Annotated in this window: 27 protein-coding genes; 19 read left to right on the top strand and 8 right to left on the bottom strand. The window is 34.7% G+C overall.

Annotated features, from left to right (window positions below):
* Positions 1-10 precede the first annotated feature (10 nt).
* Complete coding sequence (locus IRT38_RS00135; RefSeq protein WP_194596664.1) at positions 11-505, bottom strand: hypothetical protein; 495 nt, start codon at positions 503-505, stop codon at positions 11-13.
* Positions 506-678: 173 nt separating this feature from the next.
* Between IRT38_RS00135 and IRT38_RS00130 the strand changes: the two genes are divergently transcribed.
* The 3 genes from IRT38_RS00130 (at position 679) to IRT38_RS00120 (ending at position 5721) form a co-directional block, all read left to right on the top strand.
* Entirely contained in the window at positions 679-3639 is a 2961-nt protein-coding gene (locus tag IRT38_RS00130) for a conjugal transfer protein TraG N-terminal domain-containing protein (protein WP_194596663.1), read from the top strand.
* 119 nt (positions 3640-3758) lie between these two features.
* The gene (locus IRT38_RS00125) at positions 3759-5246 is read left to right on the top strand and encodes a hypothetical protein (RefSeq protein WP_194596662.1); all 1488 of its coding nucleotides are present in this window, start codon (positions 3759-3761) and stop codon (positions 5244-5246) included.
* Positions 5247-5304: 58 nt separating this feature from the next.
* A complete protein-coding gene (locus IRT38_RS00120; protein ID WP_194596661.1) occupies positions 5305-5721 on the top strand; it encodes a hypothetical protein in 417 nt (138 codons plus the stop codon).
* Positions 5722-5724: 3 nt separating this feature from the next.
* On the opposite strand, the gene IRT38_RS00115 is transcribed toward IRT38_RS00120, so the two are convergent.
* Positions 5725-6255: a DUF2726 domain-containing protein gene (locus IRT38_RS00115; protein WP_227592119.1), complete on the bottom strand. Its 531-nt coding sequence runs from the start codon at positions 6253-6255 to the stop codon at positions 5725-5727.
* A gap of 156 nt (positions 6256-6411) precedes the next feature.
* On the opposite strand from IRT38_RS00115, the gene IRT38_RS00110 reads away from it, so the two are divergent.
* From IRT38_RS00110 to IRT38_RS00095, 4 genes are all read left to right on the top strand, one after another.
* Positions 6412-7557 (top strand): tyrosine-type recombinase/integrase, encoded by a 1146-nt coding sequence (locus tag IRT38_RS00110; protein WP_194596660.1) that lies wholly within the window; start codon positions 6412-6414, stop codon positions 7555-7557.
* A 279-nt stretch (positions 7558-7836) separates the two neighbouring features.
* Positions 7837-8514: a S24 family peptidase gene (locus IRT38_RS00105; protein ID WP_194596659.1), complete on the top strand. Its 678-nt coding sequence runs from the start codon at positions 7837-7839 to the stop codon at positions 8512-8514.
* 658 nt (positions 8515-9172) lie between these two features.
* Positions 9173-9742 (top strand): H-NS family nucleoid-associated regulatory protein, encoded by a 570-nt coding sequence (locus IRT38_RS00100; RefSeq protein WP_194596658.1) that lies wholly within the window; start codon positions 9173-9175, stop codon positions 9740-9742.
* A 266-nt stretch (positions 9743-10008) separates the two neighbouring features.
* Positions 10009-11364 (top strand): hypothetical protein, encoded by a 1356-nt coding sequence (locus IRT38_RS00095; RefSeq protein ID WP_194596657.1) that lies wholly within the window; start codon positions 10009-10011, stop codon positions 11362-11364.
* 43 nt (positions 11365-11407) lie between these two features.
* Here the strand turns inward: IRT38_RS00095 and IRT38_RS00090 are convergent, their stop codons facing one another.
* On the bottom strand, positions 11408-11917 hold the full coding sequence (locus tag IRT38_RS00090; RefSeq protein WP_194596656.1) for a hypothetical protein: 510 nt from the start codon (positions 11915-11917) through the stop codon (positions 11408-11410).
* Between the two features lie 219 nt (positions 11918-12136).
* On the opposite strand from IRT38_RS00090, the gene IRT38_RS00085 reads away from it, so the two are divergent.
* The 11 genes from IRT38_RS00085 (at position 12137) to IRT38_RS00035 (ending at position 20149) form a co-directional block, all read left to right on the top strand.
* The gene (locus tag IRT38_RS00085; protein WP_194596655.1) at positions 12137-12970 is read left to right on the top strand and encodes a ParA family protein; all 834 of its coding nucleotides are present in this window, start codon (positions 12137-12139) and stop codon (positions 12968-12970) included.
* Between the two features lie 10 nt (positions 12971-12980).
* The gene (locus IRT38_RS00080; protein ID WP_194596654.1) at positions 12981-14243 is read left to right on the top strand and encodes a ParB/RepB/Spo0J family partition protein; all 1263 of its coding nucleotides are present in this window, start codon (positions 12981-12983) and stop codon (positions 14241-14243) included.
* Positions 14244-14265: 22 nt separating this feature from the next.
* Complete coding sequence (locus IRT38_RS00075; protein WP_194596653.1) at positions 14266-14607, top strand: hypothetical protein; 342 nt, start codon at positions 14266-14268, stop codon at positions 14605-14607.
* Between the two features lie 5 nt (positions 14608-14612).
* A complete protein-coding gene (locus IRT38_RS00070; protein WP_194596652.1) occupies positions 14613-14861 on the top strand; it encodes a hypothetical protein in 249 nt (82 codons plus the stop codon).
* A 36-nt stretch (positions 14862-14897) separates the two neighbouring features.
* Entirely contained in the window at positions 14898-15206 is a 309-nt protein-coding gene (locus IRT38_RS00065; protein WP_194596651.1) for a hypothetical protein, read from the top strand.
* A gap of 57 nt (positions 15207-15263) precedes the next feature.
* On the top strand, positions 15264-17291 hold the full coding sequence (gene ligA, locus IRT38_RS00060; RefSeq protein ID WP_194596650.1) for an NAD-dependent DNA ligase LigA: 2028 nt from the start codon (positions 15264-15266) through the stop codon (positions 17289-17291).
* 251 nt (positions 17292-17542) lie between these two features.
* The gene (locus IRT38_RS00055) at positions 17543-17989 is read left to right on the top strand and encodes a hypothetical protein (protein ID WP_194596649.1); all 447 of its coding nucleotides are present in this window, start codon (positions 17543-17545) and stop codon (positions 17987-17989) included.
* A 15-nt stretch (positions 17990-18004) separates the two neighbouring features.
* Entirely contained in the window at positions 18005-18199 is a 195-nt protein-coding gene (locus tag IRT38_RS00050; protein WP_194596648.1) for a hypothetical protein, read from the top strand.
* Positions 18200-18216: 17 nt separating this feature from the next.
* Positions 18217-18726 (top strand): hypothetical protein, encoded by a 510-nt coding sequence (locus tag IRT38_RS00045; protein WP_194596647.1) that lies wholly within the window; start codon positions 18217-18219, stop codon positions 18724-18726.
* Between the two features lie 82 nt (positions 18727-18808).
* The gene (locus IRT38_RS00040; RefSeq protein WP_194596646.1) at positions 18809-19315 is read left to right on the top strand and encodes a DUF1902 domain-containing protein; all 507 of its coding nucleotides are present in this window, start codon (positions 18809-18811) and stop codon (positions 19313-19315) included.
* Positions 19316-19420: 105 nt separating this feature from the next.
* Complete coding sequence (locus IRT38_RS00035) at positions 19421-20149, top strand: GIN domain-containing protein (RefSeq protein WP_194596645.1); 729 nt, start codon at positions 19421-19423, stop codon at positions 20147-20149.
* A gap of 356 nt (positions 20150-20505) precedes the next feature.
* On the opposite strand, the gene IRT38_RS00030 is transcribed toward IRT38_RS00035, so the two are convergent.
* The 5 genes from IRT38_RS00030 to IRT38_RS00010 all read right to left on the bottom strand — a co-directional run bounded on the left by IRT38_RS00030 (position 20506) and on the right by IRT38_RS00010 (position 24049).
* On the bottom strand, positions 20506-20943 hold the full coding sequence (locus IRT38_RS00030) for a hypothetical protein (protein ID WP_194596644.1): 438 nt from the start codon (positions 20941-20943) through the stop codon (positions 20506-20508).
* A gap of 57 nt (positions 20944-21000) precedes the next feature.
* Positions 21001-21492: a hypothetical protein gene (locus IRT38_RS00025; protein WP_194596643.1), complete on the bottom strand. Its 492-nt coding sequence runs from the start codon at positions 21490-21492 to the stop codon at positions 21001-21003.
* A gap of 136 nt (positions 21493-21628) precedes the next feature.
* Positions 21629-21976 (bottom strand): hypothetical protein, encoded by a 348-nt coding sequence (locus IRT38_RS00020; RefSeq protein ID WP_194596642.1) that lies wholly within the window; start codon positions 21974-21976, stop codon positions 21629-21631.
* A gap of 196 nt (positions 21977-22172) precedes the next feature.
* Positions 22173-23162, bottom strand: coding sequence for a hypothetical protein (locus tag IRT38_RS00015; protein WP_194596641.1), 990 nt, complete (start codon positions 23160-23162; stop codon positions 22173-22175).
* Between the two features lie 422 nt (positions 23163-23584).
* Entirely contained in the window at positions 23585-24049 is a 465-nt protein-coding gene (locus tag IRT38_RS00010; RefSeq protein ID WP_194596640.1) for a hypothetical protein, read from the bottom strand.
* Between the two features lie 514 nt (positions 24050-24563).
* On the opposite strand from IRT38_RS00010, the gene IRT38_RS00005 reads away from it, so the two are divergent.
* Positions 24564-25031: a hypothetical protein gene (locus tag IRT38_RS00005; protein WP_194596639.1), complete on the top strand. Its 468-nt coding sequence runs from the start codon at positions 24564-24566 to the stop codon at positions 25029-25031.
* Positions 25032-25035 lie beyond the last annotated feature (4 nt).

The raw sequence follows: 25035 nt of genomic DNA, 5'->3' as shown, positions 1-25035 counted from the left end.
GCCGCTTTTTTTATCGATTTGCGGCGTGGACTTTATCTAAGTCTTGATTAAATACTTTAAAAGGATATTTACTTTCATATTCTTCAATAAGTTCGGCTTTTGTTTTCTTACCTTCTTTAATTTCATTATCTAATAGAACCAACATTGTCGTGTAATAACCATCCATAAATGCTTTATCTTCATCATTCAGATGAACAAAGGCATTGTAATTTACATGGAATCTGTCCTTGAAAACTTGGTTCATTGCCATAAGAAAGGAAAACTTTTGATCAGGTTTTTCTAAGGCATCTAATTTCTTATTTACACCTTCAAGTATGGATTTCTGTGCCTTCTCCCTACCTGACAAAGAGGAAATTTTCAAATCTTTATGTAAAGTGCGAAAATTTTGTTCTGGATTTGAGTCAGTGTACTGACTTTCTTGAACATTGACAGGCTCCGCATAAAGATACAGTGGTGATAGTGAAAATATTAAGCCGCAAAGCTGTGCTTTAGTAGATTTTTTCATAGAATTCCTCTTTTGATTGATAAATAAGTATTTTTATCTTGTAAAAATATAACAGATAAAAAATGAAAAAATAATTATATTATTTTCTTAAAGTTTTTTTATTGTTTTATTTTATATTCCATAACATTAGATTTATAATTGATTAATTTTAAAAAATATTAATAGGATTTCTGATGGCTGATCCTTTTGTAATTTACACGATGGGCGAATCAGGGCTTTTTGCTAGTGCATTGAACGGCGTAGCAATGCTGTTCAATGATACGGGTTTATTCCATGGTACGGGTCTGGGTAACTTAGGTATCGGGGCTTTCTTTGGTGTAATGCTATTATTTGTTGTTTGGCTTTATAACGCTGCATTCAAACAGCAAATGGATTTAAGAGCATTATTGGCTCCATTAATTGTTTACATGGTCTTAACGGTACCAAAAACAACAATCGCAATCGAAGAAATCTCAACAGGTAATGTAAAGACGGTCGCGAATGTTCCAATTGGTTTGGGCTTGCCGGCAGCAGTCGCTAGTGGATTTAGTATTGTTTTTACAGAAGTTGTTGAAAAAGCCTATCAAGTCGTAGGCGGCAGCCCTACTGGTTATATGCCTAAAATTTCAGAAGAAGGTTATGTAACTCCTCTTAAGCTCATCAATGCTTTACGTGATTCTGCATCTATCGTTCCGTCACAATCCTTATTACAAACTACTAAAAATATTTATCAGTCATGTATTGCCGGCAATCCGAATTTTAATGTTGAAAGCTATAAGAAAGACGCGAATCCTGTTAAATATTTTACGGATGCTGCAAAAACCAGTAGTAACTCTGTCGTATATGTAACTTTAGCTGCTACAGGTAGTACTTCTGACAATATTATGACTTGCTCGTCAGCAGCAGATGAAGTCCAAAAAGCAATGGAAGCTTATGTTGATGGGATAAACAACTCAACTGGTGGTGCCACACAAGTTAATAAGATTATTGGCGATGTGACATTGTACAACTTGAGGAATGCAATGATACGTCAGATGACAGCGAATGGTGAAGTTGCAGGCTTCAATCCAAAACCAACAGCAGGCGGAAGTAATTACACCATTAATGATATGGTCAATTATGTAAGTTTGATGGGTAATACTTCTCAGGATAATGCCCGTAGCTTTATGATGGCTACGATATTCAATCCAATGCTAGAAACTGCAAGCTACTGTTATGACAAAGCAGATGGCATGTCTGGAATGTCAAAATGTTCTGCTTGGATCGCTTCACGTAGCCAATGGGAAGAAAAAAATGCGGCGGCAGGCACAGGTTTTTTACAAGTAATGCGAGATGGTCAAAATGTTCTCATAATGATTTCATTTTTATTTTTCCCGATTATGGTGTTATTCGTGATGATTCAGGGAACAAGTTCATTTAAGTTGTTAGGCAACTATATGGCTTTTACTGTATCAGCATATTTATGGCTTCCTGTAGCAGCAATGATCAATTTTTATATTCAGCATACCTTAGCTGACGAGTGGTACAAAGTTGCAACTTCCACAGGTATTCACACATTAAACTTGATTACAGGTCCACAATTTTATGCGGCTGTGTCACAAAAACTTTCCCTAGCAAATTCCTTACTCGCCAGTGTCCCAATGCTCTGCATGATGCTATTTACTGGCATGATGATGGGTATGAGCCAAATCACTGCCCGAATGAATAGTGCTGATGCAGGTAATTATGACGCTAAAGTAAATACTCCGGATGTTTCAAAGTCAGCACCATTAGCAACAACAAATTCAGCCGTGACAATTTCCGGTCAAAATGTTGCAACTGTAAATGGTGTTCCACAAGTCAGTTTATCTTCATCAAATACACAAAAGAGTGCAACTGAACTTTCTAAATCTGCCAGTGCGACCAGAAGTGAAATTGCTTCTGATATAGCAAACCTTGAGAGCCGCATGGGAGTGGAAATTGGGAGTTCAACAACTAATTCATCAACTACAGGTAGTCAAGCTAATTACGCTTCTGGCACCTCTATAAGTAGCGGTAGTGTAACGCAACGAGGAACAAGTGATACAACTCAACTAAGTAAAGCTGATGGAACTAGCTTGGATACTACAGCAAGTAAACAACATGTTTCGTCAAGTGGGGTTAGTGGTGGCGTTGGGGCTTCTGGTGGTGTCACAGGGAACAAAAATTTTGGTGGCGATACTGGCAACAAAAATGATGCTAACTCTGGAAAGAATGGCAAAAATCCTGCTGCTTTAAATGTTCAGGCAGGAGCGCAAATTGGGGGGCAAGTTTCTGGATCAACCTCTAATGTGAATAGTGACGGTACAGCATTGACTACAAATCAGTCTACCACGCTTGCTAAAAATGACGCACAATTTAACTCAACGGCGGCTACAACCGGAAATAGTAAAACCACTTCACACACATCGTCTGACTATTCTCAAAGACTACAAGAGCTAAGAAATACTGCTACACAAACTAAAGGTAGTGGGTATACAGAACAGTTCTCTAGTGACTTTAATAAGATTCAACAGAAAATTGAGTCCCTTAAACACATTGAACAAGAGAGTATGGATTTCTCAAGCTCTGTCTCAGCTAAAGCTCCAGATGTTCAGGGGATGATTAATATGAATCCTCAAGCATTTGAGAATTTAAAATCATCTGTGAATAGTGTTAATGATCCTAAATTCCAAGATGACATGCGTAGACAACAAGACGCTTTAACATCACTCGGAAATCCGAATGACAGACAAAATGTAGCGTTGGTAGCGGCAGCATTACAATCCAGAAACCCTGCAATTAATAATGCTGCAATGGAGTTCTTAAATCCACAAGGTGCGGAACGATACAATGAAATGAGTAGATCAGTGGGTAATGTTTCAGTCCAAGACATTGGCAACCGTGTTGATCAAAAGACAGGAAATGCTCAGTCTCAAATAGAAGCAGCACAAGAAAGAACCAATTTATCTCCGAGTGCTACATCATTACCAAGCAATGTACAAGGTCCAAGCTCGAATACTGTTCACGCACCTCAAAAGGTTAATCCGAACATGGTTACAGTTGATCCGCAATCATACAGTGAGAAAGCTAGGGATGCGAATAGTGAGGTCCACAACAGAACCAAACATCTCCTAAGTGCTGAACCAAAGCAATAAATTGGAATCCTTAAAATCCCCGTAATGGGGATTTTTTATTAAATATTATTTATATTTCTATTTTATATTATTAAAATAATACTATAATATTTATATTTATTTGCTGTGAAAATTATATTATGAAGTCAAATACAAATCAGGAGCTTTATAACGAGCTACTACACAGTGGCAAAATTTTGGCGACCAACATCAAGCCTCCGTATGGCAATAATATTTACAAAGAATACACGTCAAATCGCTTTTATGATCCAAGCAATCGGGCGTTTAATATTTACTTTTTAAAATCTGCTGATTTTATTAACGAAATCAAAAAAAATCCTCTTTTTCTAGGTTATGTACCCCCCGAAGTATTCAATGAAAATGATGTTTGGGATTTAATTTATGCAAATCCTCTTTGTTTAATAAATTTAGACGACTCATACATTCAACCAAAAATGTATGCTACAGCAGTCATGCTAGAGCCTAGATTGCTCGGTCTTTTGAATGAATTTCACCAGACTAAAGAAATAGTCCAAGAGGTGATAAATAAACAACCACTAGCTCTACAGTATGTGCGTGATGACCTTAAATATTTCTATATTTGTCAAAAAGCCGTTTCACTGGATTGGCGTGCCATAGAGTTTGTACCACCAAATATTATTGATTCGAAAATAATTGAAATTGCCAAAGAAAGTGAAGATGCATTCTTACTCGACAAAATAGATCGAAGTAAATTGGATGCAGATTTTTACATAGAGCAGCTTATAAAATTTCCAATTGAGGGGGCTACCCACCTCATTGCAGCAAATTTGATACCCAATCAACACCGAATCAATGAATTAATTTATTTCATTGAAAATCTTGATAGTTACTCGCCTCAATACATTTTTGACAACTGTGATCCAAAAGTCCTGATGCATCACGAAAAATACGAAGCCTTCGTACATTTGTTCTCACAAAAACCTGAGTGGATAGTACATTTACAACCGTGCTTTATCACAAAAGACATTTTTGAAATCGCTATTCAAAATGACGTATATCCTAAATTAGAAAGTTTCAATTGGACCGGTGAAATAATTGCCAGTGCTTATACGTTGAATAAAAAGGCTTTCAGGTATCTTCCTTACAATAGACTAAAATCTGTTGGAGCAGATCGAATTGTTCAAACAGTCGCAGAAGCAATTAAAGAAGGGTGGATCGATCAGCTCCCAAAATATTTCTTCATTGATGAGGTTGTAAATAATGAAGAATTGCGACAGTCACTTCTTGGAAGCCGAGAGTCATTCGCTTATTTAATCACGCAAGCGGATAAACTGGATTGGGACCAACTACAAAAATTTGACTGCTCAATAGACGAATACAGATTATTAAAACAATCCATCCCGACTGACAAAGCAGCAATATTTTTTGAAAAAAATGTTGAGTCATACATTGCTTTCACCGATGATGCCAAAACAATTGATCGTACAGAAATATTTTTAAAAAAATATCCTAGCCAAGTTAGATCAATTCCAAGGGAAACTCAACAAAACCATGTCCTTATGAGTAAATTGATTGAGAATAACCCAATTATTTCTCGTTATTTGGAACCTCAGGAAATTGTTGAAATTTTCTCGAACGCAAACTAATTTTTAAAGCGGAACTTATAAGTTCCGCTTTTTTATTAGACTCATAGGAGTTACGAAAATGTTAATAGACAAGATAGGCGAAGCTATAAGTTTTAGGTCAATGGATGGAGCTTGTGGCGAGGTATTTGTAAATCCCAAAGGGAATATTGTCTTTAAAATTAACATTACTTTAAATGGTACACCTCATCTTATAACCCTTTTGGATGAGTTAATTAATTTTATTCCATTATTCTATTTCCAGTTGCTAAAAAAGGAAAAGGAAGAATGGGAGTGTATTACTTTCTTGGATACAGAATTAGTCAGCTCTTTACACTTATACAAAATTGATTCATTTTTGTCTAAAGGACGACTATGGTTAAACATAGATAAAATTTCGTATATTTTTGATCTATCTCAACTAATGTTTTCCAAACAGCTTCTTGGAGAAGCAATTTATCAATCACTTCTAACACAAGCAGAATATCTCGAAGATTGATAATTAAGCAGCCTCTCGTATATGGGTCCTTATTAGATTCTCAAGACTTTCCGTTGGAGTTTTATTAGTTATTCTAAGTGTGGGTATACCGGCTGCTGCTGCAATCTCATCCCGCTTTAAATCACGCATTCTTACCTTTTTACTTGTATGTGAATCATCGTCAATTTCAACAACAAGAAGTGGATTGAAATCATGATCTACGATCAAATAGTCCACCGACTTTCGATTAAATTGGTTTCGGAGTTTTGTAATTTTGCAATTAATAAAAGCATTGAAACTGACCTGAGGACAAATCAGTAATCCTTCTGGCATGTTGTTAATGATTCGTTCAAGATTGTAAGCTTCACTATCAGTTAAAATTCTTTTAGGGGAAACATTCCCGTCAAAGTCAGATGCACATTCTTCGTTCCCTGAATCTTCTTGTTCTTCATTGGGTTCAAGTTCCTTAGCTTTAAAGTTGGGTCCAAATACAATAATTAGTATTAACAAAATCAAAGCAACAATTCCCAAAATTTTAAAGAACATTGGCATCATAAAATCTTATTCCTCAACAATATAATAATTATATTTAAAAAATATTTTATTTTAAATATATTTAACAAATAATCCATGATGATAATATTTATTAATCTTTTATTATTTAGATTTATGCTTTAACATGTTTTAAAGTTTTAATGTTTCTATTGCTCTATGACTACTAACACAATGCAAGAACTGTCTGAGAATTTTGATTACTGGAGTGTAAGCAATCCGATCGGGGCGAAATCGGGTGTTGATGTCATCAAAGCATGGATCGAACGCACTTGTAGTAATTCAGACAATACTCTCGCCAGTTATGTCAAAGAGATTAAACGTTTTTTGATATTCTGCGATTCGAAGAACATCCGGTTCGATCATATCTCTGCTAATGATATTAATGAGTATCTGGGAATACTATTCAGTCCAAATCAAGATTGGCTTAAGCCTAAAGATGGTGAACCGACAGCAAAAACCCAAATTCTTCTGAAAGGTTTAAAACGTGAATCTGTTAAATATAGTCAAATGGTGCTTAACAGCTTTTACAGTTACATAAAAGAAGCAGGGGTTATTCGCTCAAATCCGGTTGCGTTATCAACCATAATCAAAGTCGATACCTCTTACAACATTACAGGCAAGTCACTGAGCTTTGATGCGTGGGATTTCCTCAGCTCTTGGCTAAAGCATGAGAGTTTAAAGTCGAATAACCATCATAACCGTAGTAAAGCCGTTAGAGATCGATGGCTAATGCATCTCTTGTATTACACTGGTGCGCGGCGTTCATCTATTTCAAAAATTAATATGGCTTGTTTCTCAGTTGAGCAGAAAGCAAATCGGCGAGTTTGGGTCCTTAATTTCTTAATGAAAGGTAATAGGGAACATACTGTATTACTGACCGAACAACTGTTGAATGAATTAAAATTTTATCGAACAAGTATCGGTTTAACAGAGTTGCCTAGTGAAAATGAAGAACATATACCTGTGGTCCCTGCGGTGAAACTTAAACCCAACAGTATCTTAAAAGCAACTAAACCTATCTCAGATAGAGGGATCAACTACGTTATTGAAGAATCACTTAAAAAAGCAGCCTTGGAATGTGAAGATTACTTCATAGCAAAAGAGCTTGGTAATGCAACCCCACACACATTCAGACATACTTGTGCTACTCATTGGCTGAATATGGGGATAGATGTAGTAGCTACTCAAAAACATCTTGGGCATAAAAATCTAAACACAACCATGGTCTATATACGCGAAACAGATGAACATCGACTCAAGGAAATCGATAAATTAACAAAATTGTTATCAGAAAGAGAGTAGTACAAAAATAATGAAGTATAGGTATTTAACCTTCTGGATAACCTATACCTCATTGAAATAATTATATTTGCTTTATATTCATACATTTAAATATGATCATGAATATTTTTTCAGGTTCTCCTTTAGTCACTTTATTATATTGATTTTATTGATATATTTTTTATATTTCACATTGTTTTTCAATAATAATTTAGCAAGTGCTTAATTTTATTAGCATTATGCAATTTACATTTTATTCAATTTAGCAAGAATTTAGCTTTAATTCTGTGATACGGGCAAATGGACATTTCGATTATTCGTAGAATGAATCTAAAAAAGTTTATTAGTGAGTATATAGATTCGGGAAAATTTAAGAACTACGCCGAGTTTTGTGCTGTAAAAGGGCTAGAGGCAAGTTATTTATCACAGATACTTCATGGACACAGAAACATTGGTGAACGTTCAGCAAGAAATTTAGAGGGAAAAATTGGGCTGACACCAAAAAGCCTTGATAATCCAACAACCATACAAGGTGTTCATGACCAAACACAACCTCCAGAACTTCAAGTAAAAATGATTCCTGTTCTTAACATGACCCAAGCAAAGAAATGGAGAGAATATACAAAAGGGACACTCAGAGCAACGAGCTATACTTTTACTGATTATACAGGTGCTTCAATTGATCAAATATTTTGTGTTTTGGTTAATGATCCGAGCATGTATCCACGTTTCCAAATAGGAGATAAGCTAATCATCGATCCTACAGCAAAGCCGGCACCAAGTGATTTTGTTATAGCAGAAAGTGAGGGACACAATTCAGTTATTTTTAAGAAATATCGAGTCTTAAGCTATACGAATTATCGACAACCTGAATTTGAGCTAATTTCACTTAATCCTGATTTCCCCAAGATTACATCTAATGAACATGCGATCTCAATCATTGGAGTAGCGGTCATACATGTACAAAGCTTAAAATAAGATTAAATTTCCGTGAACTGATCCACATATAAAGAACAAAGTTTGGTCAAAACATTATTAAAATCGAATAACGATTTAATTATATTTTTATTATCATACGTTCAAAAATAGTTTAAAAATTCTGTTTAAAGCATTAGCTAAATTTTATTCGCAATAGCTAAAATTTGAAATTTTAGAGTATTAATTCAGCTTATAAATTTAGAATAAAATATACAGGTCGTTCCACTCTAATTTTAAAACTTTGGATTCAATTTAGAGGTAGACGACTATTATCAAATTATATTACATAAGATTACATAGTAAGGCAATGTAGAGTACTGCATATAATTTCAGTTATGTGCAGTACTAGGGGGAGTCTTGTTTTTCATAAGGTTTTGATCCAAATTCTGTCAAGAACCGACCTAATAGGTCGTTTACATTAATAAAATTTTTCAAACATTTCTTTTAATTAAACATTAAATCAATATGTTAAATTAAACTAAGTAAAGTGGTTTTGAATGTATTTATTTGATCTAATATTAAAAAATTTCTTCTCTTTTAAGGTTCAAATTATTGGGTCAATTATTTTAGGTAAAATTAGTTTAATTTTAGGTGAACATAAAGCAAATAAGTGGTAATTTAATGCCATGGATTGTTTGCAGTATAGATAGGGTTAGCCATGAATAAACAGACATCAGATTCTAGCAATTTGCTCCAAGCTGTTTTCGACACCAATGAAAGCCAAAATAGCTTAGCCGGCATAATTGTTAATGTTAGTCAGTTACCATCAAGTGTAATTGACCAAATGTTAGCTCATGCAGCAAAAGAGCTAGAAAAACGCAAATTGATTGAAAAAGATGGCGCACTTCTCAAAATTTTGGAAATTGTAAAGCGTTACAATATTCCATTTGATGAGATCACGCATGTGTTAGAAAGTGCGGATGCCGTGTACGGTAGTCATTCTGAGAATGGTAAATATCGTAAGCTTTATATTGATCCTAACAACTCTATGAACACATGGACTGGTGTTGGTCGCCGTCCAGATTGGATTCGTGAAAAAGTTGAACAAGGTGTAAATATTGAAGATTTTGCGGTTCAATTAAACGAAAATGACAATCAACGAAAATTGTACTTTTTCAATCCTAAAAAACCTACACAGCGTTGGAATGGTTTGGGACGTAAGCCTTTTTGGTTTAAAGAACTTGAAGCATCTGGCGAAGATTTAGAAAAATACAAAACTTATATTTAAGCCTTTTCTTATTTGTAGGCTTTCCATAAAAGCACTTTTTATAAGTGCTTTTTTTTGTTCTTTTAATTTTATTTTCCTTTTTCAAATACCATGACCTTTATAAAAAGATTTGCAAAATCTTTACAATCATATTATTTTGATTAAAGGTTTTGTGCGCCTTACCTGTGTGAACGTAAAAGTCATTTAGCTATTTCATTTAATATAGCCGAGCCTTGACCCTGCTCAGCTTAAATTCACACCTTTGCAGAATATATCAAGGATTCGTCATGAATACTAACATTCACCCTTTAGATGGTCGTGTAAAGAAAGAAGCAAAACGTTTACATTCAACACTAAAATTAGTCTTGCAACACACCGACTGCTTAAATCAATTAGAACCAAGTTTTAAATCACCTACTCTCAAACAATGCTATGAAATTATTGCTCATGGCTATGGATTTAATACATACAATGGTCTGTGCAGTCTTTCTAATGATGATAAGACTGCAATTAGTTTGAATGATTTCAATACTAAAAGAATGGAAAATTCTCTTGCGAAGTTTCTTATTCGAGAAAATGTTAATCATAGTTCAGGTATTGTAGAAATTATAAATATTATTAATAACCCTGATGTTTTAGGTGAAATAATCACGGAAGTAGGAAATGTATTGCCATACCTTCGTGCTTATCCCACGGTAGATAAAATAAAAATACCAAATCGATTCTATTCATTAGAATTTATCTTTGAATGGACCGGCAATGAATCAAAATATTTCATAAACAAACTTCATGAAGTTACATTTAATGTAATTTTCTCAACGATCATAGAGTACTATGACCAGTTGGAGTTTATTGAATTTGAAAACACCACTATGTTTGGCTTGCCTATAAGTTTGTTTTATCCACACAAAATCAATGATATACATAAAGTCCGTGATGTTGTAATCGACCTTGAAGATTTACTAAATTCTTCTAATATTATTAAGGCAAGTTCAGGTCATTTAGATTTTGATAAACATCAAGACTCCATGGTTAATATAACTATGTCTCATGAATTAGCTCAACAGTTAAAACTAATCTCGAATGTTATCAAAATTCAGAATTTAGCGAGCCAAAAAATTGATGCTTTACTTGATATGTACATCAAGCATTATAACTCTGCATTTCAAACTTTTTTTAAAGTTGCATGTATAACCAGTTCACCTATTAAACGATTAATGGGTAATGATATTGTTAAGTATCAAATTGTTAAAAGAATGTATTTCAAAATTTTATTAAACAGCTTAGGTCTCCCCGACCGCTCGATTTATGTTTGCAAAACAGTTGAAACAGATAGTTGTAAAATTGAGGATGTTGTGCAGCAATTCAAAAACGATAGCTTATCCATTACTAATGCTGTAATCGAACTAGATAAACAATATGCAAAAGTTATCCTTCCATTTATTGAAAAATATATTGAGCTGCAAACAGAGCTTCTACATTTAGTTAAACCCCTATTTAGTATTACCTTTACAGGTGAATCACCATCGTCAAAAGAATCTAAAGATTCCTTCGTGAGAATTTTTGCTCCTCTAAAAAAACAAATAGACCGGATCAATTCTGAGTTAATCCAAGCTACTGTCACTTTGTCCGATAATATTTAAAACAAAAAAAGAGCCTTCTTAAAGGCTCTTTTTTTCTTATGCTCTATTTCAATACATATTCCACAATGAAACGTCCAAAGCCAATATCATTAGGTTTTTTTTCTGAAAGATAATTTACTGCCGCAGGATTACCTTCCGCAGCAGCCTCTTTAATATATAATTTTGCAGAATCAGGATCAGTTGACCAGAGCAAAGTAGCTTTTGCCATCATCGCATTCGAATCTTTTTGTGCGATCAATTGATCCAATCGATAAGCATCCGTTTTTGGATAATTTAACGCCATCCAAATAGCTGCTTGTGGCTTTCCAGAATCTGCCAATTTAAGCATTTCCGGCTTTATAGTGTCGCTATTCAGTTGAGCTTGGGCTTTACTTAATTTTGGTATAACTATTTCTTCCATCACAAACAAGAATGCAAGAGCAAAGACAACAAATAAGCCAATTTTTTTCCCCGTCTTTTTCAGAGTATCAAGCTTTAATGGGTTAGGCTCCATGACAAATGCGGGTCGGTTTTTCCAAAATTCTTCATTTTCTACATTTTTTAACTCAGACATTTATTTCACCGTTCTTTTGATAGTGTTTTATAAATATAGTTATTCAAATAATTAACGACAATTAAAATCAAATATTAAATTAATGTTATTTACAATTAATCACAAAATAATCAAAAAAACCCCTTTTTTTGAGTGTTCTAAATTTTGATACACCCCTATTTTTGAGTTATACTTATATCCATCGTATGATAGGTTTACTTATTACCAAAAGGTTTCAAAATGACTCAAAATAAAGCAAAAGTTATCCTGTTTGTTTCGCAAAAAGGTGGTTGCGGTAAAACAACCAACCTCATCAATCTTGCGACTGCTTCTATGTTCCAAGGTACTCGTAATGTAGTAATTTTAGATTGCGACCCTCAGCGTTCTGCAACTCTCTGGCAAGATGATAATCGTGATGATAAGGTAAAAGCCTTTGAATACGTGCTTCCACAGGTGGTTGCGCCGAAGCAAGATGTAATGCCATCACAGATCGTTAATCGTCTGTTAGATCAAATGGATGAAATCTGGATTGATACAGCAGGCTTTGTAGGTTACTCGCAAGATACTGCCCAAATGTATCTTAATGACATCCTTCCTTTAGTTGACCTTATAGTTACACCTTTTAAAGCGTCTAAATTTGATTTGAACGCAACAAAAGATACCCTTGAATACATCAACCATTTCAGCCGTAACATTAACCTTAATATTCCAAAATTATTATTACTTTCCGATATTAAGGGTGGGGAAAAAGGCACAAATTACGCTCTTGCTCTATTAGAGCCAATTTTAAGCCTTCCTTCAAATTCTGAATGGACTGTAATGAAAACTTATATTCCATATAGCGGACTTTTTGTTAAAGCACACGAGCGTGGTGGCAATGCCTTTGTTCCTCGCAAAATCGAACGTGTTACTGAGGCTTATGTTTCAGCCCTTTTGGAAATCCGTGAACAGTTAGGATTGATCTCTGAAAGCCAAAAGCGTGATGTTGTTGAGGACATCATCTCCAGTTTGCAATCTACTCGTCAGAATGCAAGTAAAGAAAAACGTCAAGACGAACTAGATGATCAAGAATAAGGTGAAAACAATGCGCGGAAGAAAATTAAATGTTGATGACCTTGTTGGTGGATTAGGAGCCAAACAAGGTGAACGTATTACTGATACGCTTAATAAGTCTTTGCTGAATACTGAACAACTGATCAAAGTCAGTCTCAACAAGATTTATGTTTCTAAACAGATTCGTCTTAAGATTCATCAAGACAAAGTTGATGAGATTGCCGCTACCTACCCATTGCGCAACTATCCAGAAATTAGAAAGGTAGACCCAGAAATTGACGGCGATAGTGTGCCTGATGGTTTTGAGTATGTTCTATTAACTGGTGAACATCGTTTTCATGCATTGGCAAAACTAAATTTCACTGAACACGACTTCAAATTCGTACCGCCGAGTTTGATTAAAACAAAAGCCGATGTAATCAAGTATCAGTTTGTTGAAAACAATATTCGTGCAGACATGCATTTTATTGAAAAAGCAAAATCCCTAATTGATTATATGGATGCGGCGCAATGTTCAAAAGGTGAAGCCGGTCAAGTTTTAGGTATTACTAATTCAGTGGTGAGTCGTTTGCTACGAGTTGCAAAATACTTTACTGAAAAAGACAATCAGTTTGTCCTTGAGCATAACATTAACTCTGAACGGGTCCTTGTTGGCATTTCAAAATTAATCGAAATGGGACACTCAGATTGGCTCTCCAAAGTTAAACCATACGCTCAAAATGCTGATGGTGAGTTTAATCCGGAACTGATTTATGAAAGTACACTGACACGTATTATCAAAGAATTAACTGAGCCTGCGGAACCTGAACAAGAAGCGGTTGAACCAAGTGCCAAACCTCAAGCAGAAGGTATCAGCCCAAACGCATTCAAAGAGAATGAAACTTCTGAGAATGAAAGCAGTAGTGAAACGGCGATCAAATCTGGTCCCTCTGATCTCAAACCGGCTAATAGTTCAGTAAAGCCTGAAAGCCATGGTAATCAAGGAGAAAATTCTGAGGAAAAAGATTCAAGCGAATCTAAAAAGGGAAATGAAAACAGTAATATCGAAAGCACTGCGAATGATAAAGATATTGTGCAGACTCCCCCATCCCCTGCTATCGTCTCCCCTTCGATTGAATTGGATAAAAAACACACATCCTTCAAACTTGCAGCAAAAGTTTTACAACAAGTATTGGATGGAAAAGAAATTGAAGAAATTTTGATTGAGCTAGGACCCGATCTTAAGAAATACGTTTCAGAGGAAGATGGTGCCGACATTTATGCCATGATCCAAGCATTACCATTCTCAAATTAATTTACATTGATGGGATAGTCCTATGAGTCAAGAATTATACATTAATCCAGAAGTTTACAATGCGCCGGTACTTCATATCTTAAATCCTTTCAGACCAAAGATTAAGAAAAAGGAGGCTTTTGAATTAATTAATGAATGTAAGGACTCTAAACTGGTAAATACTATTCAATATCTCTATAAGTCACGGGGGGATATTTACCCTTATGATTTACACCGTATAACAAGTTCTATGCAAAAGATTATTAGCAATTTTTATGACTCCAAAATTAAAGGAGAATCAACCACTTTAAATACTGAACAAATTGAAATTATTGAAAATTCTTTAGAAAGAATAGTGGCACTTTTGAAAAATTATGAGGATTGATTTCTATGAATAATAGTTCAACAAAAAAACCAAACTCTGCGACTGGTATACCTGTAGCAGTGAAATTTTTTGGTTGTTTAGTCTTAGCGGCAGCGTTTTGTATTTTTGTCCTTTGGTACCTTACTGGTTCAACTCCAGTTGATACCATCCGTTCAATGAACGAAATCATCACTGCTCCAAGTACTAAAGAAGATGCAGAGAAATCCTCTTTAGAAAAAACTCACGATAAGATTGCCAAATTCGCGTCTAATTAAATTAGTGTTTCCCTAATTTTTTAAAGGATATTTTTAATGAACAATACAGCCTACTCTAATATTCTATCTGCCATTAAGCAAAATTCACCAATTACAAAAGAATTATTTAATAACTTTATTGCAACTGTTAATGGCGAGAGCATTTTTGAATTAAATCAAACTGAAATTCAAATACTTGAATTTATCCGGAGTCAAGGTCGTAAATTCTCCTTAAAATTGGAACTAATTCAAGAAAACCCAAAAAATGGCGAAGTAATAAAGACATTTACGCCTAAAGAAAAGATTACAGCCGACTTACTTTCTTATAAATATTGTCCTTATCAATTTATTGTTTCACTAAAATAATTTTCTCTAGCGGGATGTAAAAAATTAATATTTCCAAATCGTTTAATGGAGAAAAAAATGAGTTCTGAACCCATTGTCTTACAAATGAAGAATCTTATTCAATCTATTTCAAAGCATAATCATGCTTACTATGTAATGGATGATCCATTAATCACTGATGCTGAATACGATCAAATTTTTTTCAGACTTAAGCAGTTGGAAGAATTACATCCAGAGTTTGCTCAAAAAGACTCCCCGACTCGGAAAGTAGGTGGAGAGCCATTAAAGAAATTTCAATCAATCAAACATACTGTTCCAATGCTATCTCTTGGTAACGTATTCCACTTCGATGAATTAAAGAGTTTCGATCAGCGTATAACTGAACGTTTGCCGAATCAAAAAATTCAATATGACGTTGAGCTAAAGCTTGATGGTCTAGCAATTTCACTTTGGTATGAACACGGCGTTCTAGTCCGTGGAGTTACTCGTGGTGATGGTGAAAATGGAGAAGATATTACTCAAAATGTCAAAACGATTCGTAATCTTCCTATTGATTTGAATATCTACGCTGATAACGTTCCTGATCTTTTAGAAGTACGTGGCGAAGTATTAATGCCAAAAGCCGGCTTTGAAATGATTAATCGCCGTTCAATAGAACTTGGTGAAAAGACTTTTGCAAATCCTCGTAATGCTGCTGCGGGCAGCTTGCGTCAATTGGACCCTAAGATTGCCTCTAGTCGCCCCCTAGCATTTTATGCTTACGGCATTGCTCAATGTAATCCTGCTCACGGTCTTGATTCAATGTCTGAAAGCCTATACTGGCTTAGACAATTTGGATTTGAAATTGCTGAACGCCAGTGGCTTGTAAATAGTATTCAAGAGGTAGAGGAGTGTTATCAGTACATTATGAGCATCCGCCCTGATCTTCTTGTAGAGATTGACGGGATGGTCATTAAAGTAGATAGCTTAGAACAACAGAAAACACTTGGTTTTTTAAGCCGTGAACCCCGTTGGGCTACTGCATATAAATTCCCTGCACAAGCTGCTCTCACTACAGTAGAAAATATTGAGTGGCAAGTTGGACGCACAGGCACAATAACACCTGTTGCCCGACTTAAACCTGTATCCGTTGGAGGAGTCACGGTATCAAATGTCACACTCCACAACATAGGTGAAATTCATCGTTTAGACGTGCGAATTCAGGATACAGTAAGTGTATTCCGTGCGGGTGAAGTCATACCTAAAATTGAGAAGGTTTGGCATGAATACCGTCCTGAGATTACTCAAATGGTGCAGTTACCTACGCATTGTCCTGAGTGTGAATCTCCCGTAGTCATGCCAGAAGGCGAAGCACTGGCTCGTTGCACTGGCGGATTGTATTGTTCAGCACAACGTATCGAAGCTATCCGACATTTTGTTTCGCGGAAAGCCATCGATATTGATGGACTTGGTGATCGTTGGGCTGAGTCTTTATTAAAACTGAATCTTCTCGACAATGTTTCAGATATTTATCATCTACACGAACATCAGGATAAATTATTAACGATCGACAAAATGGGCGAGAAATCAGTCCAAAATTTATTAGCAGCAATTGAAGCGAGTAAACAAACTCAATTACATCGTTTTATCTATGCGCTAGGTATTCGAGGAGTTGGAGAGACTACCGCTAAAATGCTCTCAAATCAATTTTTAAGCTTAGAAGCTTTAATGAGTGCCAACCTAGAGGAACTAAAGAAAACACCCGATGTGGGCGATATAACAGCAGAATGGATATATGATTTCTTTAGGGCGAGTCATAACCTTGAGATTATTGCTCGTTTAATTGCCTCCGGAATTGTGTGGGAAGCACCTCAGGCATCCTCCAACCTGCCTCTGAATGGAGAAAGTTGGGTCGTAACAGGCACCTTATCAACCATGAGTCGCGATGAAGCAACTCAACAACTACAGTCGCTTGGCGCACGGGTGTCAGGCAGTGTTTCAGCAAAAACAAAATGTGTAGTCGCAGGAGAAAAAGCCGGTAGCAAACTAGACAAAGCTCAGCAATTGAATATACCCGTCTTAAATGAAGATCAGTTCATTCAATTGATGAATTCCTACAGAAATTAATGGAGCCTCACCATGCTAAAAAATATTGCTATATGTGGATTATTTGTCCAATTTATCTTAATAGGACTTGCAGCGTATCTATATAAGTTTGAACCGGTGCAATTCTCTTATTTCTATTGTTTCTTATGCATTGTCGCTGCATTCATCGTCCTTTTTATGAGTATCTCCATCATTTATGGATGGAACGATAATGAAAGCAAGCAATCTTAATTGGTCGATTTAATACATACAGGTTTAAGGATACTAGGAATATGAATATTTATGAACATGATGAAACCGCCGTTGGCGAGGTTGACTCAAATCCGAGATGGGTACCTGTACTTAATGGAGATATTTACTGCTCACCGGCTTGCGGTGGAAAATGTAAAAAATCAGCATACGATCAAGCTGTAGTTGATTCAAATGAAATGGCTTCTCTACTTGGTGCCGGTTGGAAACCTATAGTGTTTGAAAATCTAGGTTGGTACTGGAAAATTGAAAAAGGCGATCTTGAATTAAGACCGGAACATCCGGAGGGCTGCTTTAGTGCAACTCTGCAATTCCAATTGGAAAGCAACTACTATTTCTCAGCCAAAGACGCTGACCCACGTAAAGCAATTCAGAATGTTCGAAGCCAGTTATTAGACATTATTCAAAAGTTGGAGCGGCAACATGCTTCATCTGAGCTTGATCCGATTGCTTTGTCTTTATCAGAATAGAGAGTCTGATCATTAATGGATAATTCAAATTACCTTCAACTTGATATTGATGACCAAAATGGTCATGAATGGGTTAAAATACTGCAAACCCCTAAAGGACTGGTTGGCAAAACAGTTTGTAAGAAATGTGGATACTTTCGCCGTGTTAATGAAGAAGGTATCCCCTTAAACAAACAATGCAAAGGACCGGTTCGTGTGACATTAAGATAAATTCAATCAGGCATTTTATGGAACCGTTTTTTTACTTAATTTATTCCAGTACAGTTGCAGCCATTTTAGTGGCTGCTTTTATATCTTTTGGAATCGTTGCATTATTACAAGTATTACTAAAACGTCAACTTGATTTTGGGTTGGTCATTGCTTTCACTTTCGTACTGTATTTTGCAATTCAATTTTCTCCATTACCTCCGGCACTCGATCGTCAATTGATCTCTATTCTGGGCGAACTTGAATATAACAAAGTTGATTCAAATGCTGCGATCAATAACATTCTTTTCGCTTGTGAAGATAAAAATTTAAAAGGTGTACGTGGCTACAAGTACCAAGATGTCATTGATGCATATCACAGAGATATGGACAATTTCTTCAAAGATGGAAAGATTTCTTATGAAGGTGGCAAGGAACCTTCTACCGAGCAATGGCTTAAAAATGGTGATTTATGCGCGGCTGCACATCATTTCAACCGATTAAAGTTCAAACGTCTTGTTGAAGAAGGCAAAATTACTGAAACTGAATAAGTTTACGATAAATATACTAATCCAGTTTTCAAACTAAAATTATATTTTCTAATAATCAAGCATACAGTTTAAGGAACAAAACTTGGATAGCAAAACAATCAGGTACCAAAATACCAGAACTTTGGTGGAACAATCCGGAGGCATTACGAATTTTGGTAAAAGAATTCAAAAAAGCCAGTCTCAAGCGAGCCAATTTGCCGGTGAGACACCAATCAAGGGTATTGGTAATAAAATTGCCAGACAGATTGAAGCTGAGTTTGGAAAACCCCATGGTTGGCTTGATATACCCCACAATTCAAAAGAACAAATAAATTCCATACCAGATACTACGATTGGAAAGTTAGAACGTGATGAAAGCTCCACTCTAAGCATAGTGATTAACGTAGATGTAACGCGAGATATAGACAAAGGAGTGTGGATCGCAGATTGTAAAGCAGTCAATGTAACTACAGAAGCCCAAAGCTATGAGGAATTGGTTGAGCGGTTTCTTTTGATTGCTCCTCAAGTAATGGAAGAAAATGCAATAAATCTTGGAGCAGCTCAAGCAGTTTTTCAATTTAATTATTTGGTCAATCTGAATATAAATTAATGAATTAGTTTTTGTAAGTTTTGTGCTTTAACAATCAGGTCTTAAACTGAACATTAAAGTTCAAAACTTGAACAATATAGTTGTAAACTTTGGAGTTTTTGAAAAATGAAAATAGAAGAAATTATAAGAAGCAACTCCGATCTCAAAAGTTCAAAAAAGATTGATCTTTTGGGAGTATCGAGCATAAGTAGCTCAGGTTCGTTTGATGTGGAGTTTATTCAGTCTGATTTAGATACAGGTTTTGCAATAGCACTTTCCGATAATGATGAAATTTTAAACAACATTGAGTTTATTGCTACTGGTGGTGAGCTGCACATCAAGAATACAGGCAATATAACTATTATTACGAATAATGGAACACAAGTCATTTGTTCAAACAGTTTTAATGGAAATGGTTTTCAAATTAATGGTATGAGTATTCAAATAGGTAATAGAAATCAAATAAATAATTTCAATAACTTGAGTGGTAAAATTAAAATTTTTGTAGTCTTGCCAAGACTTAATTATTTAAAGTTATCGGGTACAGGTAGTTTTTTAAGTAATGATTTAAAAGAAGATTATATAGAACTCCGTTTGTCAGGTGCGGGAAATATAATTCTATCAGGGAGTGTAAAAAATGTTGATGCAAAGTTATCTGGAACAGGGACAATTAACCTTAAAAATTTAATCTGTGATATAGCTACTTTAAAACTCAGTGGCGTTGGAACCATCAAGTCTCATGTTATTGAGTCTGTTACAGCTAAAGTAAGCGGTGTAGGCGATATAAAAATATATGGTAATCCTATTGAAAGAAATGTATCAAAAAGTGGGTTAGGTAAGATTAAATTCAAGTAATTTAAGAACTTCAAATATTTTAGTTTACAACCATTATGTCAAAAACCGCTTAATAACTTTAATTAAGAATCCCTATTCACAGATAGGGATTCTTATCACTTTTAATACGATATTCAAAAATTACTACTCTGAATACCAAACACAAATAAAATAGTCATTGTAACCATAAGTGGTTTCAGAAGGTGAAATTACATGTTCAATATTAATAATTTTTCGTTCGGGGTTATTTTCAAATAGCGCATTAACTTTTTGCAAATCTTCTTCCAAGCTACTTTTTAGAGTAGGTCGGGATATTTGATACTTTTGACATTTGATCATTTATAACTCACTCTTGGGATTTCACATTTAAGAATACCTTAGATCAAGGCACCATCTAATTTTTTTCCATCACTTTTACTTTTTAAAAATTCGGTTGCCTGAACGCCGTACTTTGCATCGAACTCTGAGTAATGTTCTGCATACCAGTTATTACCACAGATTCTTGATTCTCGCTCATAATACATTTCGATTAACGTTAAGTTTGAGGGATCATTCAAATTCGATTGATCACGACTTTTAATAACAGCACCATAATGTTCCAAGAATTGTACAATGGTAATATTATCAAGAGAAATCGTAACATCTAATAGATTTTCAGCCTTAAATTGCAAATAGACAGCCAAATCTTTAACTTCATGTTCAGTTAATCCATCCAGAGAAAAGAGAACAGATCGATCACCAATGTCATAATGATGCTTAAGAATAAAATGATTTGATCCGCTTTCTCTTGGACTATTTTCCGATAAATTAGTCATAATAATGCCCCTTGGAATAATTCTATCAATTGATCCTATCAAAACAACTTCACCGACTTAAGCAGTTTTTAGTTTGTGATGTTCTAAAAGGTTTTGCTTACCAAGTGTGATCCCCTTTTCAATTGCCTGTTCCCAATTTTCAACTAAAATCCAGTTAGAGTGATATGAGTTCCATACACCGCCAAAACCAACCGGTTCCTGATTTTTATCCAAAGTTACACTTGATATTGTCTGACATAATCTAACTTCGACTAACATTGGAAATTCGCACTTTTGATGTAGCTCTGAAATAAATTCACAAAAAAAGTCTCTACGATCATTACGGGAACATTTCTCATAACTATCAGCTATTTCCTGAAATCCGGCATATTGTTCATTTAAACTTTCGACATTGTAATCATCAAGATCGTCAAAAAATTCAATAAAATCATCTTGTACATTGTGTGGGTCTAAAATTGGAAGATAAAAAACCTTTCCAAAATTTGCAGCCACCGAGTGTAGGCTCTCAATTGAATCAGCCAGTTTAGGATTGTTCGTAAGATAGCTCATGAATTACACCAATATATTATTAAAATATCAGTATATAATATAAATATTAATTTAATGTTTTATTTTAAATAAATATTATAAAAAAAATACCTCTCAGAAAATTGCTAAGAGGTATCTTAAGAATCAATTCAAAACATTACTTTTTGAAAACGTCTTTTTTGGGTTCAGAAAATTTATCGACTTTAGGAGTAGCGAAAACATCTGGTGTTGAATTAGCAAATGCATCAGCTTTAGGTGAGGCAAATACATCTTGATTAGGTTCAGCGAACACGTCAGCTTTAGGTGATGCAAATACATCTTGATCTGGTCTAGCAAACACATCTTCCTTAGGCGATTCGAAAACATCTTTTTGTTTGTCTGGTTGAATTTTTATATTAGTACTTTCGATAACCTTTTCCTTACTACTACTACTGCTGCTCTCAGCCCATGTATTCATTGTCATCGTTCCTAAAAAAATTGAAATAATTAAAACAGATTTTTTCATGTTGCTCTCGTGCATTTTATTGAATAGCTGACAGGTATAATACTGCCTTAAGATCATCATTGGCAGGTTTGCCTACAAATAACTGGATGAAACCACCACCCATTCCTGTTCCTGACATACCAGTACTTTCTTACAGTTCTCCCGATATAGAATCAAAAAAAAAGCCAATTAGAAAAATTCTAAAAGGCTTTATTTATTATGAAACTCTGTTCAAATAATTAGTAAGAACAGGAGTTGGCATCTTACGATTCATTGCCAACACATCTTCTGGTTTAGAAGAAGGCTTTTCATAATTTAGTACCAACTGCTCATACTCATCTATTTGACGAATAATCACAGGATGCAAACTTTGAAAAAGCTCTTTTGAAAGCTGATCATTGTCTACACTGGTCAGTACAGCGAGAATTAATCCGGCATCATGTTGACAAGGGATCAAATCAAGCATTAAATCGGCAACTGTTTTAACAGGCAAACGATTCAATAATTTAGAAAAGTACTGTGAATACTCCGATTCGCAATAGTATTGAGTCTTATAAGCGTAAGGCTTAGGCAACTTAACAAAATCAATTCGATCATTTATAGATATTGGCATTTCAGTTGAAATATCCAACATGTATAAAGATGAAAGAATTCTACGCGCTTCGTATTTGTATCCTTTAAAGCTTCGATCTTCTTCAACAAGTTGAGCAACATCACTAAACTCTACTGTGCAAATCTCATTTATGATTTGCTGTGCTATTTGTGTACTTTGAATGATTGCTTCATCAGTAAACTTAGATAAATCTACAGTTGAAGTTAATTCTTCATACCAAACACCAGTTTTGCATAGTCTATGTGACCATTTATCATCAAGCTTGATCTTCTTGCGTCCGACATTTTGAAGGACACATGTTGAAAAACACTCAACACCGAGAACCAAGCTAAATGCAAGTTTAGTAATAGGTAAATCTTTTGGAAGTTTTGTCCAGTTCCATTCAACGTTACTTACATAACGTTCATTTGAAGGACAATATCCAAAGGGATAATTATTTTTAACGCTGCAAAGAATTGCGTTAAGGTCAAAAACATTATCTTTTACCCAACCAACAGGTTGTGCTTTTGAGAAACCTTTATGTTGAACAAACGCTTTTACACGATTAGCAACTAAAGATGATTCAAGCTTTGCGGAAATAGCTAAATTAGTCATGAGGGGAACTCCGTTGGCGTACGGATAACGGAAGAAAGCGTTAAGCGATCATCAGCTATCCATACAAAAATTTGATTTTTGATTGATAGCATTAGATGAAAGCATGTCTACGTTGGCATTCTTCAAAATTAATATTAATAGATGTTTTAATATTAGGCAAATATTACTGCAAAATTTAAAGTTTCATTTTTGAAACAACCTGTTTAATTAACTAAACTTGTCACTTTAGCTTGCAACATAAACTAAAGTTGTAAATGTAAATCACTAGATAAACTAAACTTGTAATAATTGAAATTTAACCAATGTATACGTTTTCTCTTGTTGACTGAAAATTTGCCGATCGGCAAATCCCCCTACCTCAGAACAAAAAAAACCAGATAGATAACTCTAAATGGTTTTTTAAAAAAATTGCAAACAGATGTTTAGTCTGTAGCTTTATCAATGACCTTGAACCATTCAGCTTTCAAACTTACGAAAACTGTAACGGCAAATGTAAAAGCAAGGAAAAGTACAACACCGATCCAAGCTGTGTAAAGATCATTGGTACCATCTTTTAACAAGATAGAGATTCCTTTGACACATGGGATTATTACAATGACCACAAGGAAAGAAATGATACTTAACAAAGCATGAGTATTGATTACACTCATAACTTTACTAGAAGCTTGTTCTTTTTTGATTTTTTGAGTCAAAGCAACAAGAGCTGAGACTACTACACAACTTATAAGGATATAAATCATGTATTTCAAACCAAAGTTAACACTATCCAATACTATAGGTTTGGCACCAGAGAAAGGAAAATGAGCGTTTTTCAATCTTAAAAGAATTGAATCTTTAAGATAAACAACAAGAACAACAACAGCTAAAGTGAATACAGAATAGTTCATGATTAAAACTCCGTTGGCGTACGGATAACGAAAGAATGCACAAAGCAATCATCAGCTATCCATACAAAATTAAAATTTTGGTAAGGATAGTTGATGAAAATAAATACTTGAAATAGGCTTTCTTCATAGCCAATGTTAATTCAACTCGCAGCACCACGCAAATGTTAATTGACAATTGGTTGGGCAATTTTAGGTGTGATATAATTATTAATATTTTAAAAAAGTTTTACTTCAATGAAATTTAAATATGCAATATTAAAAAATCATATTTATTACTTAATTCCACTAACATTAATGTTAGTCATGCTCTTAACATGGACATCAATTTACGCCGTAGATGGACCTACAGAGTTGAACGTTAATTTTATGATGTTTTTAATTTTTTTGTTTATCGCAGCCTTATGGTTTTATCGTAAATTTAAGATTTACATACCCTCATTATTCTTAATGGTTTTGTGTACACTAGGTGTAGTTAATCAAATATTTATATTGACGCGATAAGTTGAGAAAGAGATTGGAAAGTTTAATAAGTTTTCTTTATGTAGACTGGTACTTTATATTAGTATTACTGGCTATTCCGAGCCTCATTTTTTATTTTTTTATTAAAAAATACAAGGATAAAGCCAAAAAAAATAAAAGCATTATTCAACTATTAGCTGTTGTTGCAACTATTTATTTCGCCTTCCTTTTTTTAGTTCCAGTTCCTCAGTTCCAGATAGGCTATTTGAGTTCAATCATTGAGGAAATAAAGGATAAAAATTCAAGCTTTCAAGCTCCTGATTTACAATCGGGCATCCATCAAGTCTGCAATGAAAATTCCAAAAACCTAAATGCATATAACTATTTCAAACTTTATGATTCCTTCTTTGGAGATATAAAAAATCATATTGAACAAGAAGGTAGTATCATCTCTTGGGGTCCGTACTTTTCTGTTCCTAGACCCCAAATTTCGTTTCAAGAATTTTGTCAAGGGAAGAAATAAGGGT

It is taken from the genome of Acinetobacter sp. SK-43 (assembly GCF_015351505.1).
Lineage (GTDB): Bacteria > Pseudomonadota > Gammaproteobacteria > Pseudomonadales > Moraxellaceae > Acinetobacter > Acinetobacter junii.
This window is presented reverse-complemented; position numbering and strand designations above follow the sequence as displayed.

Excerpts from the sequence above, each read along its gene's own strand:
- IRT38_RS00135 (WP_194596664.1), bottom strand. The coding sequence starts at position 505 with ATGAAAAAATCTACTAAAGCACAGCTTTGCGGCTTAATATTTTCACTA.
- IRT38_RS00130 (WP_194596663.1), top strand. The coding sequence starts at position 679 with ATGGCTGATCCTTTTGTAATTTACACGATGGGCGAATCAGGGCTTTTT.
- IRT38_RS00125 (WP_194596662.1), top strand. The coding sequence starts at position 3,759 with ATGAAGTCAAATACAAATCAGGAGCTTTATAACGAGCTACTACACAGT.
- IRT38_RS00120 (WP_194596661.1), top strand. The coding sequence starts at position 5,305 with ATGTTAATAGACAAGATAGGCGAAGCTATAAGTTTTAGGTCAATGGAT.
- IRT38_RS00115 (WP_227592119.1), bottom strand. The coding sequence starts at position 6,255 with ATGATGCCAATGTTCTTTAAAATTTTGGGAATTGTTGCTTTGATTTTG.
- IRT38_RS00110 (WP_194596660.1), top strand. The coding sequence starts at position 6,412 with ATGACTACTAACACAATGCAAGAACTGTCTGAGAATTTTGATTACTGG.
- IRT38_RS00105 (WP_194596659.1), top strand. The coding sequence starts at position 7,837 with ATGGACATTTCGATTATTCGTAGAATGAATCTAAAAAAGTTTATTAGT.
- IRT38_RS00100 (WP_194596658.1), top strand. The coding sequence starts at position 9,173 with ATGAATAAACAGACATCAGATTCTAGCAATTTGCTCCAAGCTGTTTTC.
- IRT38_RS00095 (WP_194596657.1), top strand. The coding sequence starts at position 10,009 with ATGAATACTAACATTCACCCTTTAGATGGTCGTGTAAAGAAAGAAGCA.
- IRT38_RS00090 (WP_194596656.1), bottom strand. The coding sequence starts at position 11,917 with ATGTCTGAGTTAAAAAATGTAGAAAATGAAGAATTTTGGAAAAACCGA.
- IRT38_RS00085 (WP_194596655.1), top strand. The coding sequence starts at position 12,137 with ATGACTCAAAATAAAGCAAAAGTTATCCTGTTTGTTTCGCAAAAAGGT.
- IRT38_RS00080 (WP_194596654.1), top strand. The coding sequence starts at position 12,981 with ATGCGCGGAAGAAAATTAAATGTTGATGACCTTGTTGGTGGATTAGGA.
- IRT38_RS00075 (WP_194596653.1), top strand. The coding sequence starts at position 14,266 with ATGAGTCAAGAATTATACATTAATCCAGAAGTTTACAATGCGCCGGTA.
- IRT38_RS00070 (WP_194596652.1), top strand. The coding sequence starts at position 14,613 with ATGAATAATAGTTCAACAAAAAAACCAAACTCTGCGACTGGTATACCT.
- IRT38_RS00065 (WP_194596651.1), top strand. The coding sequence starts at position 14,898 with ATGAACAATACAGCCTACTCTAATATTCTATCTGCCATTAAGCAAAAT.
- ligA (WP_194596650.1), top strand. The coding sequence starts at position 15,264 with ATGAGTTCTGAACCCATTGTCTTACAAATGAAGAATCTTATTCAATCT.
- IRT38_RS00055 (WP_194596649.1), top strand. The coding sequence starts at position 17,543 with ATGAATATTTATGAACATGATGAAACCGCCGTTGGCGAGGTTGACTCA.
- IRT38_RS00050 (WP_194596648.1), top strand. The coding sequence starts at position 18,005 with ATGGATAATTCAAATTACCTTCAACTTGATATTGATGACCAAAATGGT.
- IRT38_RS00045 (WP_194596647.1), top strand. The coding sequence starts at position 18,217 with ATGGAACCGTTTTTTTACTTAATTTATTCCAGTACAGTTGCAGCCATT.
- IRT38_RS00035 (WP_194596645.1), top strand. The coding sequence starts at position 19,421 with ATGAAAATAGAAGAAATTATAAGAAGCAACTCCGATCTCAAAAGTTCA.
- IRT38_RS00030 (WP_194596644.1), bottom strand. The coding sequence starts at position 20,943 with ATGACTAATTTATCGGAAAATAGTCCAAGAGAAAGCGGATCAAATCAT.
- IRT38_RS00025 (WP_194596643.1), bottom strand. The coding sequence starts at position 21,492 with ATGAGCTATCTTACGAACAATCCTAAACTGGCTGATTCAATTGAGAGC.
- IRT38_RS00020 (WP_194596642.1), bottom strand. The coding sequence starts at position 21,976 with ATGAAAAAATCTGTTTTAATTATTTCAATTTTTTTAGGAACGATGACA.
- IRT38_RS00015 (WP_194596641.1), bottom strand. The coding sequence starts at position 23,162 with ATGACTAATTTAGCTATTTCCGCAAAGCTTGAATCATCTTTAGTTGCT.
- IRT38_RS00010 (WP_194596640.1), bottom strand. The coding sequence starts at position 24,049 with ATGAACTATTCTGTATTCACTTTAGCTGTTGTTGTTCTTGTTGTTTAT.